Genomic DNA, 12,115 nt, shown 5'->3' with positions numbered 1-12,115 from the left:
GGACGCCGTCTCGCGCGCTCGATCATCCTCGTGCCCTTTCCGAAAGGACAGCAGAGGGGCGGGATCATCGCTACGGTGCTTGTGGCGACGGCTTCAGAGCGGCTTCCGACGCGGGGGGTTCGCTGACATCGACGAAGTCGCCCTGCGATTGTAGCGCGTCCGCGTCGGCCCGCTCGCGGCCCGGTCGGTAGGGGCTGGGCTCGAGGCCCGTGTGCCGCGCCTGCACGACGAGGACGACGGCGCCCACGACGATCGCGGCGATCGCGCCCCAGACGTTCGTGCGCAGGCCGAGGATGATCTCGCTCGGGTCGATGCGGATGGTCTCCCAGACGACGCGGCCCGCGCCGTACCAGATGAGGTAGACCGCGAACAGCCGTCCCCACTGGAACGCGAGGCTCCGGCCGAGCCAGAAGAGCAGGACGACGCCGATGACGTTCCAGACGATCTCGTAGAGGAAGGTCGGGTGGAACAGCGTGTCGTCGGGCAGCCCCGGCGGGAAGGCGGGGTTGTCGGGCTCGATCTCGAGGCCCCAGGGGAGGTCGGTCGGCCAGCCGAACAGCTCGTGGTTGAACCAGTTGCCGAAGCGGCCGAGCGCCTGCGCGAGCAGGAGGCCGGGCGCGAGCGCGTCGGCGAACGTCCAGAACCGGATGCCGGTCCACCGGCAGCCGAGCCACGCGCCGAGCGCGCCGCCCAGCAGCGCGCCGAAGATCGCGATGCCGCCCTCCCAGATCGCCCACACCGAGCCGGGCTCGAGCGGGTTCCACGGGTTGGCGCCCTCGCCGAAGTAGAAGCCCCAGTGCGTGAGCACGTGGTAGGCGCGCGCGCCCACGATCGCGAGCGGCACCGCGAGGAGCGCGATGTCGATGACGACCCACGGCTCCGCCCCGCGCCGCGTGAGACGGCGGTTCGTGATGAGCGTCGCCACGACGATGCCCGTGATGATGCACAGGGCGTAGTAGTGGATTCGCAGCGGGCCGATCTCGAAGAACGACTCCGGGGGGCTGGGGATGCTCGCGACGACGCTCGTCAGGGCGGAGGACAGCATGATCGAGAGTCTAATTCCTCTCGGGTGCGGCTCCGTGACGCACGGTGCCCGCCGCGAGCTCGCGGGTCTTCTCGGCGAGGCCCTCGACCCCGCCGTCCCGCAGCGCGCGCACGAGGGCGGTGCCCACGATCGCGCCGTCGGCGTACTCCACGATGCTCGCGATGTGCTCGGCGCTCGAGACGCCGATGCCGACGCACGCGCGTGCGGCGCCGTGCGCGCGCAGGCGGCCCACGAGCGCCCTGGCGGCCTTGTCGAGCTCCGCGCGCTCCCCCGTGATGCCCATGGTCGAGACGGTGTAGACGAAGCCCGTCGTCGCGCCGACGATGAGATCGAGCCGGTCGTCGGTCGAGGTCGGCGCCGCGAGGAACACGCGGTCCAGTCCCGTGCGCTCGGACGCGGCGATCCAGTCGGCCGCGGCGTCCGGTGTGATGTCCGGCGTGATGAGCCCCGCGCCGCCCGCGGCGCGCACCTCGTCGGCGTAGCGGTCGACGCCGCGCTGGACGACGAGGTTCCAGTACGTCATGACGAGCACGGGCACATCGGTGCGCGCCGTGATCTCGCGCAGCGCCGTGAAGAGGTGCTCGGTGCGGAAGCCCGCCTCGAGCGCCGCGTTCGTCGCCTCCTGGATGATGGGGCCGTCCATCACGGGGTCGCTGTAGGGCGGGCCCAGCTCGATGATGTCGACGCCGTTCTCGGCGAGGGCGACGGCAGCGTCGATGCTCGTCTGCAGGTCGGGGAACCCCACAGGGAGGTAGCCGATGAAGGCTCCTCGTCCGTCGGCAGCGGCCCGGGCGATCGCGTCCTCGACACGGCTCACGCGTCGGCTCCCTCGTCGTAGAGGCCGAACCAGCGGGCGGCCGTGTCCATGTCCTTGTCGCCGCGGCCGGAGAGGCACACCGCGAGCACGGCGTCCGGCCCGAGCTCGCGCCCGATCCGCAGCGCGCCGGCGAGCGCATGGGCCGACTCGATCGCGGGGATGATGCCCTCGGTCCGGCTCAGCAGGCGCAGCGCGTCCATCGCCTCGGCGTCGGTCGCGGGGATGTACTCCGCGCGCCCGATCGAGGCGAGCCACGAGTGCTCGGGGCCGACGCCGGGATAGTCCAGACCGGCGGAGATCGAGTGCGATTCGACGGTCTGGCCGTCCTCGTCCTGCAGCACGAAGGTGCGCGCTCCGTGCAGGACGCCCGGACGACCGCGCTCGATCGACGCGGCGTGACGCGGGGTGTCGACGCCGTCGCCTGCCGCCTCGACGCCGAAGAGCCGCACGCCGGGGTCGTCGATGAACGCGTCGAACATGCCGATCGCGTTCGATCCGCCGCCGACGCACGCGAGGACGGCGTCGGGCAGGCGCCCGACGCGCTCGAGGAGCTGCGCGCGCGCCTCGTCGGAGATGATCTTCTGGAAGTCGCGGACCATCGCGGGGAACGGGTGCGGGCCCGCGGCCGTGCCGAAGATGTAGTTCGTCGTCTCGACGCTCGACACCCACTCGCGGTACGCCTCGTTGATCGCGTCCTTGAGGGTGCGCGAGCCGGTCTTGACGGCCACGACCTCGGCGCCCAGCAGGCGCATGCGCGCCACGTTGAGCGCCTGGCGCTCGGTGTCGACCTCGCCCATGTAGATGCGGCACTCGAGCCCGAAGAGCGCGGCCGCGGTCGCCGTGGCGACGCCGTGCTGGCCGGCGCCCGTCTCGGCGATCACGCGCGTCTTGCCGAGCCGCCTCGTGAGCAGCGCCTGGCCGAGGACGTTGTTGATCTTGTGGCTGCCCGTGTGGTTGAGATCCTCGCGCTTGAGGAAGATGCGGGCGCCGCCCGCATGCTCCGCGAAGCGCGGCACCTCCGTGAGGGCCGACGGGCGGCCGGCGTAGTCCGCGAGGAGCGCGTTCAGCTCTGCGTGGAAGGCGGGGTCGGCCATCGCCTCCTCGTGCGCGACCGCGAGCTCGTCGATCGCCGCGATGAGCGACTCGGGCATGTAGCGCCCGCCGAAGTCGCCGAAGAACGGGCCGGGCTGCTCGCGAAGGCTCATGCGCGCCTCTCCCCTGCTGCGAAGTCGCCGGCGGCGAGGAACGCGCCGAGCGTGGAAACCGGGTCGCCCGTGACGAGCGCTTCGCCGACGAGCACGACATCCGCGCCCGCCTCGCGGTAGTGCGCGACGTCATCGGGAGCGAGCACCGCCGACTCGGCGATGCGGATCGCGCCGGCGGGGAAGCCGTCGACGAGCCGCCCGAACAGGTCGCGGTCGAGCTCGAAGGTCGACAGGTCGCGTGCGTTCACGCCGATGAGATCGGCGCCCAGATCCGCGGCGCGCGCGACCTCCTCGGCGGAGTGGGCCTCGACGAGGGGCGTCATCCCGAGCTCGATCGTGAGCCGGTAGAGCTCCTCGAGCACGGGCTGCTCGAGCGCCGCCACGATGAGCAGCACGATGTCAGCGCCGGCCGCGCGGGCCTCGAGCACCTGGTACGGGGTCGCGATGAAGTCCTTGCGCAGCACCGGGAGCGAGACGCGGGCGCGCACCGCCGCGAGGTCGGCGAGACTGCCCTTGAACCGGCGCTGCTCGGTGAGCACCGAGATGGCCGACGCTCCGCCCTGCTCGTACAGCCCCGCCTGCAGCGCGGGGTCGGGGATCGCGGCGAGGTCGCCGCGCGAGGGGCTCGCGCGCTTCACCTCGGCGATGATCTTCACCCGGGCGTCGGGACGGAGCGCGGAGACGACGTCGAGCGCAGGCGCCTGTGCGGCGGCTGCGCTCTCGACGACGGCCGAGGGCCGCTCGGCCCTGCGCGCCTCGGCGTCCTCGACGGCCCCGGCCGTGAGCTCGGCCAGGAGCGACATCAGTGCGCCTTGGGCTGGTACTTGGATCCGCCTGCGCCGTAGCCCGCCTTCGTGAGGATGAAGCCCACGATGGGTCCGATCAGGAAGACCGCGGCCGAGGCGATGAGCAGCCACGGCACCCACAGGAACAGCGCGACCGCGGCGACGGAGAGCCCGAGGAGCATGATGAGCACAGCGCTCCAGGCGGCGGGCGAGTGTCCGTGTCCGGGGTCGTCGATCGAGTGGGTCATGTCGTGTCATCCTCCGTGCTGCTGGGAACGTCGTCCAGTCTATCGGGGCCGGGCGCTGGCCCCTGCCGCCGTCAGCGGGTGGGGTCGTCGCCGCGGGACAGGTCGTCCCACGAGTCGATCGCATCGAGCGGGGCGTCGTCGGCCGCGGCCGTGCGGGCGGAGCGCTTCTCGTAGCGGCGCCCCGCGCGCCGCCATGCGTGAGCGGTGCCGAGGGTCCACAGGCCCGCGAGCGCGATGAGCGCGCCCGCGACGATGGTCACCGCCGGCCACGGGGTGAGGGCCATCCCCTGCACGAGGTCCTCGATCGCCGACTCCCCGGCGATGCCGGTGTGCTCGGTGACGACGGCCGACGCCGCCGTCGCGCGCGGTGCCGCCACGAGCGCAGCGCTCAGCCACGCGATCCCCCCGCCGACCGCGACCGCGAGCGCCGCGAGGACGTAGCGGACGACCGGGCCCACGATCGCGAGCACGAGCGACAGCGCGAGGGCCGCGAGCGAGAGCGGCTGGAGCACCGAGACCGCCTCGGAGCCGGCGACCGGGAGCGTCGTGCCGGCGACCGAGGCGGTGAGCCACGTCTGCGTCGATCCGATCAGCGCGAGCGCCGCGCCCGAGAGCGCCGCGAGCACCGCGATCATCCGCCCGCGCCGCGCGAGCGCCCCCTCGCCGGGTGCCGCGCCCATCCGCCCGTCGGTCATCCGACCACCGGGTGGAGGTCGCGGTCGCCCACCTCGGGGCGGGAGGTGTCGCTGTCGAAGCACGTGCGCGTGTTCGTGTGGCACGCGGGCCCGATCTGGTCGATCTCGAGCAGGACGACGTCGCCGTCGCAGTCGAGCTTCGCGCCCTTCACGATCTGGATGTGCCCGGACGTGTCGCCCTTGCGCCAGTACTCGCGCCGCGACCTCGACCAGTAGGTCACCCGTCCCGAGGTCAGCGTGCGGCGCAGGGCCTCGGCGTCCATCCACGCGAGCATGAGCACCTCGCGCGTGTCCCACTGCTGCACGATCGCGGGGACGAGCCCGTCGGGGCCGAACGCCACGCGCGCGATGCGGTCGTCGACCTCGCTCATCGCGTCTCGATCCCGTCGGCGCGCAGCGCCTGCTTGACCTCGCCGATCGTCATCTGGCCCGAGTGGAAGACGCTCGCCGCGAGCACCGCGTCGGCGCCCGCGCGCACGGCGGGCGCGAAGTGCGACACGTCGCCTGCCCCGCCGGACGCGATCACGGGCACGCTCGCGAGCTCGCGCATGAGCCCCACGAGCTCGAGGTCGAAGCCGGCCTTCGTGCCGTCGGCGTCGATCGAGTTCACGAGCAGCTCGCCCGCGCCGCGCTCGATCGCCTCGCGTGCCCACGCGAGCGCGTCGAGGTCGGTCTCCTTCTTGCCGCCGTGCGTCGTCACGACGAACCCGGAGGGCGTTCGGGGCGAGCGCTTGACATCGAGCGAGAGGACGAGCGCCTGCGCGCCGAACCGGTCGGCGATCTCGTCCAGCAGGCCGGGGCGGGCGATCGCGGCCGAGTTGACGCCCACCTTGTCGGCGCCCACGCCCTGGAGCCGCGCGACGTCGCCGACCGAGCGGACGCCGCCGCCCACCGTGAGCGGGATGAAGACCTCCTCGGCCGTGCGCCGCACGACATCGTAGGTCGTGGCGCGCTCGTCGACCGTCGCCGTGACGTCGAGGAAGGTCAGCTCGTCGGCGCCCTGCTCGAAGTACCGGCGGGCGAGCTCGACGGGGTCGCCCATCTCGCGGAGGTTCTCGAAGTTGACGCCCTTGACGACGCGGCCGCCGGCCACGTCGAGGCACGGGATGACCCGGGTGACGACGCTCATCAGAGGCGCGCGTTGTGGATGGCCGTGACGAGGATCGCGCGCGCGCCGATGCCGTAGAGCTCGTCCATCACGCGGTTCACGCCGCGGCGCGGGACCATGACGCGCACGGCCACCCACTCGGGGTCGCGCAGCGGCGACACGGTGGGCGACTCGATGCCGGAGGCGATCTCCACGGCGCGGTCGACGAGCGCCGCGGGGAGGTCGTAGTCGAGCATGACGTACTGCCGGGCGACCATCACGCCGCGCAGGCGGCGCAGGAGCGTCTCGATGCCCGCGTGCTCGCGCGGGCCCTGGATGAGGACGGCCTCGGACTCGAGGATCACGGGCCCGAAGATGTCGAGTCCGGCCTGCCGGAGGGTCGTGCCGGTCTCGACGACGTCGGCGATCGCGTCGGCGACGCCGAGCTCGACGGCCGACTCCACGGCGCCGTCCAGCGGCACGAGGTCGGCGGCGACGCCGTGGCTGTCGAGGAACGAGTCGACGAGCCCGGGGTACGACGTCGCGATGCGCGCGCCGTCGAGATCGGCCACGCCCGCGAAGCGCCCGGGAGGGGCGGCGAAGCGGAACGTCGACGTCGCGAAGCCGAGCGTCTCGATCTCCCGGGCGGACATCCGCACGTCCAGGAGCAGGTCGCGGCCGGTGATGCCGACGTCGAGCGCACCGGCGGAGACGTACGTGGCGATGTCGCGCGGGCGCAGGTAGAAGAACTCGACGTCGTTGGCGGCGTCGATGAGGTGCAGCGACTTCGAGTCGCGGCGACCGGCGTAGCCGGCCTCCGCGAGCATCTCGGCGGCGGTCTCGGAGAGCGAGCCCTTGTTGGGAACGGCGATGCGGAGCATGCGAGGTCTTTCGATCGGGGTGTCAGACGGATGAGCGATGCGGCTCACAGATGTCGGTACACGTCCTCGAGGGTGAGGCCCTTCGCGAGCATGAGCACCTGGAGGTGGTACAGCAGCTGCGAGATCTCCTCCGCGGCCTCGGCGTCGGACTCGTACTCCGCGGCCATCCACACCTCGGCGGCCTCTTCCACGATCTTCTTGCCGATGAAGTGGATGCCGGCGTCGAGCTCCTTGACGGTCCCGGAGCCCTCCGGACGCGTCTGGGCCTTCTCAGCCAGCTCGGCGAACAGGTCGTCGAAGTTCTTCACCCGTCAAGGCTACCGGTTCGCGTGCACGTGCTCCGCGGCGAGGGCGCGGAGGTCGGCGATCGCGACGTCGATGTCCGCGGCGCCGAACACCGCGGAGCCCGCGACGAACGTGTCAGCGCCGGCCTCGGCGGCCTGCGCGATCGTGGACTCGGAGATGCCGCCGTCCACCTGGAACCACACCGGCGCCCCGACGCGACGCGCCTCCTCGGCGAGGGCGCGGAGCTTGGGCATCATCTCGGGCATGAAGGACTGGCCGCCGAACCCGGGCTCGACCGTCATCACGAGGATCTGGTCGAACTCGTGCAGGTGCTCGTAGAGGGCGTCGGCCGGCGTGCCGGGCTTGAGGGCGACACCGGCCCTCGCGCCGATGCCGCGCAGGCGGCGGGCGAGCGCGACCGGGTCGTGCGACGCCTCGAGGTGGAACGTCACCGACGCCGCCCCCAGCTCGGCGTAGCCCGGCGCCCACCGGTTCGCATCCGTGATCATGAGGTGGACGTCGAGCGGCACGGGGCTCGTCTCCTGGATGCGCTGCACCATCTGCGGCCCGAACGTGAGGTTCGGCACGAAGTGGTTGTCCATGACGTCCACATGCACGAAGTCGGCCGTCGCGATCCGCTCGAGGTCGGCCTGCATGTTGACGAAGTCGGCGGACAGGATGCTCGGGTTGATGCGCGGCGCGCCGGGGAGTGTCACCCCGCCATTATCGCGCGTCGCGGCGGGTCACCGCCTCCGCAGGAGCGCGAGGAACATCGCGTCGGTCCCGTGCCGATGCGGCCACAGCTGCGCGTGGCCCGACCCGTCGGCCGGGGCGGGGAGGTCGAGGGGCGTGCGGGCGACCGCCTGCAGCGCGGCGCGGGCGTCGAGCTCCTCGACGTCGGATCCGCGTCGCTCGACGATCTCGCGCACGATCGCCGACGTCTCCGCGAGATGCGGGGAGCACGTCACGTACGCGACCGTGCCGCCCGGCGCGAGCGCGGTGACCGCGGCGTCGAGCAGCTGTGCCTGGATGACGGCGAGCTCGGCGACATCGGACGGCTGCTTGCGCCACCGCGCCTCCGGCCGCCGACGGAGAGCGCCGAGCCCCGTGCACGGCGCGTCGACGAGGATCCGGTCGAACGAGCCGGGCTGGGCGGCCGCGAGCTCCCGCCCGTCCCTCTCGTGCACGACGACCTCGAGCGGCACAGGGGCGAGCGCCCTGCGCACGAGGCCGGCGCGCGCGGGCACGACCTCGTTCGCCTCGAGGCGCGCGCCGCCCGCGAGCGCCTCCGCGGCGAGGAGCGCGGTCTTGCCGCCCGGGCCCGCGCACAGGTCGAGCCACCGCTCGCCCGGCGCGACCGGTGCGAGGCGCGACAGCGCGAGCGCGACGAGCTGCGAGCCCTCGTCCTGCACGCGCAGGGCTCCGCCCGATGCGCGCACGAGGGGCTCGGGATCGCCGCCGCCGAGGCGGAAGCCCACCGGCGAGTGCGGCGTCGGCTCGCCCTGCGCCTCCGCGAGACCGGGAAGCGCCGCCATCGTCACCGACGGCGAGGCGTTGTCGGCCGCGAGCAGCGCGTCGAGCTCGCTCTCGCGCCCCTCGGCCGCGAGGGCGCGCCGCAGCGCGCGGATCACCCACACCGGGTGCGCCGACGCGATCGCGAGGCGCTCGTCGTCGGATCGGGCCGACGCGGCCGCGCGGTCGGTCCACGTGGCGAGATCGTCCTGGCCGACCCTCCGCAGCACGGCATTCGCGAAGCCCGCGGCGCGCGGCCCCGCCTCGTCGCGCACGAGCTGGACCGACTCGTTGACGGCGGCATGCGGCGCCACGCGCGTCGCGAGGAGCTGGTGCGCGCCGAGGCGCAGGGCATCGAGCACGGGCGCATCGATCGCATCCGGCTCGCGATCGGCTGCGAGCCGGATGATCGCGTCGTACGTCCCGAGACGGCGGAGCGTGCCGTACGCGAGCTCGGTCGCGAGGCCCGCGTCGGGTCCTGTGAGGCCCGCGCGCTCGATCTCGCGCGGCAGCAGGAGGTTCGCGTACGCGTCGGACGACGACACCGCGCGCAGCACGGCGAACGCGACCTGGCGGGCCGGCTGCACCCGGACGACGGTGCGGCGGTCGCCGCGGCGTGGTGCGGCGCTCATGCGCCCAGCCGCGCCGTCTCGCGCAGCCCGCGGAACCAGTCGGCCGCGGCCATCGCCCCCTTGCCCGCCGGCTGGACGCGGGTCAGCAGAAGCGGCTCGGTCCCGGTGCCGACGAGGACGCCGTCCTTCGCCGCCGCGGTCTCCCCCGGCGCGAGCGGCGCGCCCGCGCCCGCCCTCGCCATCCGCAGGACCTTGAAGCGCGCGCCGTCGAGCGTCGTGTGCGCGCCCGGCTCGGGCGTCACGCCCCGGTACCGCGCGAACACGCGGTCCGCGGGCTCGGTCCACTCGAGGAGGCCGTCGGCGAGCTCGAGCTTGGGTGCAGGGGTCGGGTCGCCCTCCTGCGGCCTCGCCTGCGCGTTCCCCGCGGCGATGGTCGACACGACGTCGACGAGCTGCGCCGCGCCGGCCTCGGCGAGGACCGCGAGGGCCTCCCCCGCCGTCGCGTCGTCGGGAAGCGGCACGGCCTCCTGCGCGTAGACGTCGCCCGCGTCGAGCTCGCGCACGAGCTGGAACACGGCGGTCCCGAGCTCGGCGTCGCCCGCGATGAGCGCGTGCTGCACGGGGGCGGCCCCGCGCCAGCGCGGCAGGAGCGAGAAGTGGAGGTTGATCCATCCGTGCCGCGGAGCCGACAGGAGGGGCTCGCGCACCAGGCCGCCGTAGGCGACGACGACGGCGAGCTCGGGGGCCAGAGCGGTGATCGCGTCGGTCGCATCGGCGTCGAGGCGCGCGGCCCTGATCACGCGCAGGCCGAGCTCGTCGGCCGCCTGCGCGACGGGCGACGGGGTGAGCACGCGCTTGCGGCCGAGCGGCGCGTCGGGGCGCGTGACGACGGCCGCGATGTCGTGACCCGCCGCGTGCAGGGCGCGCAGCGAGGGCACGGCGACGTCGGGGGTGCCGGCGAACACGAGCCGGAGCGGGCGAGGGGAGGTCATGACGGCTGGTCCTTCAGAGCTCGGGGTCGGCGATGTCGACGCGCACTGCGAGTGTATTGCGGGCCGCCTTGCGGCTTCGTGAGTCCTTCGCGCGGCCGCGGGCCTTCATGGCCGCCGCGACGACCGACGCGCGCAGCGACCGGGTCACCGCCGGTCCGCGGCCGTAGTCGAAGCGGATGAGCGCGCGCGAGCCCGGATACCCGTCGCGATCGATCGGCACCGGCCCGAGGATCGCGTCGAGCGGGAGCCCCGGCACGTCCTCCGCGAGCGAGCGGAGCGCCGCGTCGACGGCCGACGTGTCGCCCTCCAGCCGGGCCACGCGCGAGGCCGGCGGCATGCGCAGGGGCGCGCGCTCGCCGAGCTCCAGCCGGGCGTAGTGCGGCTGCGTCCAGCTCGCGAGGGCTCGGCCGACCGGCCCCGTCACTCCGACGAGATGCACGGGCGCGTCGGGCGCCGCGAGGGCCGCGGCGTTCGACCACCAGCGCAGGCAGTGCTCGCCGATCCTGAGGTCGGGCGCCTGGAGCATACGGTCGCCGTCCAGGAGGAGCACGGCGCGGTAGCCGCCCGGCGCGAGCGGCTCGGCGCCGCGCGTCGCGACGACGAGCGCCGGCCGGTCGTCGACCTCCCGGACGGGATGCGCGCCGTCGGCCACGACGACCCGCGCACCGGGGAACGCGCGACCGAGCTCGTCGGCCGTGCGCTCGCTGCCCGATGACGCGAGCCGGAGCCGCGTCGATGAGCACTGCGGGCAGGACCACGCATGAGCCGACCGCCCGCACCACGCGCACACGGGAGTCGCACCGCGCGCTCGCGCGTGGAGCGGTCCTCCGCAGTGGGCGCAGCGCGTCGGCGTGCGGCAGTCCGCGCACACGAGCGACGGCGCATAGCCCGGACGCGCGACCTGGACGAGCACGGGTCCCTCGGCGATCGCCTCGCGCACCGCGCGGAAGCTCGCCGACGGGATGCGCGCGGCGACCTGCTCGTGCTCGGGAGCCGTGCTGAGCACCACGCGCGGCGCGATCCGGCGCGGCGCCTGCACCTCCGCGACGAACCCGATCGACACGAGCCGCTCGACGTCGGTCGTCCGCGTGTGCCCGGCGAACAGGAGCGCGCAGCCGTCGATGCTCTGGCGCACGAGAGCGACGTCGCGCGCGTGGGCGTACGGCGCGAGCGGCTCCTCGAGCAGCGGGTCGCCGTCGTCCCAGATCGCGACGAGCCCCGCGTCGTTCACGGGTGCGTAGACGGCCGAGCGGTTGCCGATCACGATGCACGGCGCGGCCTCGAGCGTGCGCAGGTATCCCGCATAGCGCTCGGGGCCGGACTGACCCGCATCGTGGCGGACGATCGCCCCGTCCGGAACCAGCGGGAGGAGCTGCTCCTGCAGGAGGTCGAGATCTCGGTGGTCGGGGACCGCGACGATCGCCGAGCGTCCGGCGGCGAGCATCGTGGCGGCGGCGGCCGCGAGCAGGCGCGCCCAGGCCGGCCGGCCGTCGACGAGCCGCGGCGGCGCATCCACCGCGACGCGCTCCCCCGCGAGCAGCTGCTCGCGCAGCGTCGGGAACTCCTCGAGCACGGCCTCGGCCCGCCGTCTCTCCGCCGACAGCACCACCGGCGCCGTGCGCGCCTCTGACGCGAGCCACGCCTTCTCGGCCCTCACCATCCGCTTGGGCACGGCGAGGCGCAGGACGTCCGCGGCGGAGCCCGCCGCACGGTCGGCGACCGCGCGCGCGAGACGGTAGAGGCGCTCGGGCAGAACGGGGGCGCTCGAGACGACCTGGTCGATCTCCGACAGCGGCCGGTCGGCGTCGTCCTCGTCGTCGATCTCGACGACGAAGCCCTCGACGACCCGCCCGGCCGTCCGCAGGGGCACCTTCACCCGCACGCCCTGCGCGACGTCGTCGAGGAGCTCGCGCGGGATCGCGTAGTCGAAGAGCCGGTCGAGCTGCGGCAGCGGGGAGTCGAGCTGCACGCGCGCGATGCGGCGTGTCATC

General features: G+C 74.0%; 14 protein-coding genes. All 14 read right to left on the bottom strand.

What is annotated here, in order from left to right:
• Positions 1–70: 70 nt before the first annotated feature.
• Positions 71–1,045: a prolipoprotein diacylglyceryl transferase gene (gene lgt, locus M1D46_RS10550; RefSeq protein WP_271171811.1), complete on the bottom strand. Its 975-nt coding sequence runs from the start codon at positions 1,043–1,045 to the stop codon at positions 71–73.
• A gap of 10 nt (positions 1,046–1,055) precedes the next feature.
• Complete coding sequence (gene trpA, locus M1D46_RS10545) at positions 1,056–1,862, bottom strand: tryptophan synthase subunit alpha (RefSeq protein WP_421075502.1); 807 nt, start codon at positions 1,860–1,862, stop codon at positions 1,056–1,058.
• Positions 1,859–3,067 carry a tryptophan synthase subunit beta gene (gene trpB, locus M1D46_RS10540; RefSeq protein WP_282977692.1) on the bottom strand — a complete coding sequence of 403 codons (1,209 nt, stop codon included), beginning with the start codon at positions 3,065–3,067 and terminating at the stop codon, positions 1,859–1,861. The genes trpA and trpB overlap by 4 nt, the downstream gene beginning before the upstream one ends.
• Positions 3,064–3,870 (bottom strand): indole-3-glycerol phosphate synthase TrpC, encoded by an 807-nt coding sequence (gene trpC / locus M1D46_RS10535; protein ID WP_324011326.1) that lies wholly within the window; start codon positions 3,868–3,870, stop codon positions 3,064–3,066. The genes trpB and trpC overlap by 4 nt, the downstream gene beginning before the upstream one ends.
• A complete protein-coding gene (locus M1D46_RS10530) occupies positions 3,870–4,100 on the bottom strand; it encodes a DUF6704 family protein (RefSeq protein WP_271171807.1) in 231 nt (76 codons plus the stop codon). Before M1D46_RS10530 ends, trpC begins: the two co-directional genes overlap by 1 nt.
• Before the next feature lie 71 nt (positions 4,101–4,171).
• Positions 4,172–4,795 carry a Trp biosynthesis-associated membrane protein gene (locus M1D46_RS10525; protein WP_282977690.1) on the bottom strand — a complete coding sequence of 208 codons (624 nt, stop codon included), beginning with the start codon at positions 4,793–4,795 and terminating at the stop codon, positions 4,172–4,174.
• Positions 4,792–5,166: a phosphoribosyl-AMP cyclohydrolase gene (gene hisI / locus M1D46_RS10520; RefSeq protein WP_271171805.1), complete on the bottom strand. Its 375-nt coding sequence runs from the start codon at positions 5,164–5,166 to the stop codon at positions 4,792–4,794. The genes M1D46_RS10525 and hisI overlap by 4 nt, the downstream gene beginning before the upstream one ends.
• A complete protein-coding gene (gene hisF, locus M1D46_RS10515) occupies positions 5,163–5,924 on the bottom strand; it encodes an imidazole glycerol phosphate synthase subunit HisF (RefSeq protein WP_456285495.1) in 762 nt (253 codons plus the stop codon). The genes hisI and hisF overlap by 4 nt, the downstream gene beginning before the upstream one ends.
• Positions 5,924–6,763 carry an ATP phosphoribosyltransferase gene (hisG, locus tag M1D46_RS10510; protein ID WP_271171803.1) on the bottom strand — a complete coding sequence of 280 codons (840 nt, stop codon included), beginning with the start codon at positions 6,761–6,763 and terminating at the stop codon, positions 5,924–5,926. The genes hisF and hisG overlap by 1 nt, the downstream gene beginning before the upstream one ends.
• Before the next feature lie 44 nt (positions 6,764–6,807).
• The gene (locus M1D46_RS10505) at positions 6,808–7,071 is read right to left on the bottom strand and encodes a phosphoribosyl-ATP diphosphatase (RefSeq protein WP_271171802.1); all 264 of its coding nucleotides are present in this window, start codon (positions 7,069–7,071) and stop codon (positions 6,808–6,810) included.
• A gap of 9 nt (positions 7,072–7,080) precedes the next feature.
• On the bottom strand, positions 7,081–7,704 hold the full coding sequence (gene rpe, locus M1D46_RS10500; protein ID WP_456287159.1) for a ribulose-phosphate 3-epimerase: 624 nt from the start codon (positions 7,702–7,704) through the stop codon (positions 7,081–7,083).
• An 87-nt stretch (positions 7,705–7,791) separates the two neighbouring features.
• Positions 7,792–9,192, bottom strand: coding sequence for an RsmB/NOP family class I SAM-dependent RNA methyltransferase (locus M1D46_RS10495; protein ID WP_324011332.1), 1,401 nt, complete (start codon positions 9,190–9,192; stop codon positions 7,792–7,794).
• Positions 9,189–10,124, bottom strand: a complete 936-nt coding sequence (gene fmt / locus M1D46_RS10490; protein ID WP_456285494.1) for a methionyl-tRNA formyltransferase — start codon at positions 10,122–10,124, stop codon at positions 9,189–9,191. The genes M1D46_RS10495 and fmt overlap by 4 nt, the downstream gene beginning before the upstream one ends.
• Positions 10,125–10,137: 13 nt before the next feature.
• Entirely contained in the window at positions 10,138–12,114 is a 1,977-nt protein-coding gene (locus M1D46_RS10485) for a primosomal protein N' family DNA-binding protein (protein ID WP_456285493.1), read from the bottom strand.
• Position 12,115: the final 1 nt, after the last annotated feature.

It is taken from the genome of Microbacterium sp. JZ70 (assembly GCF_053903225.1).
This window is presented reverse-complemented; position numbering and strand designations above follow the sequence as displayed.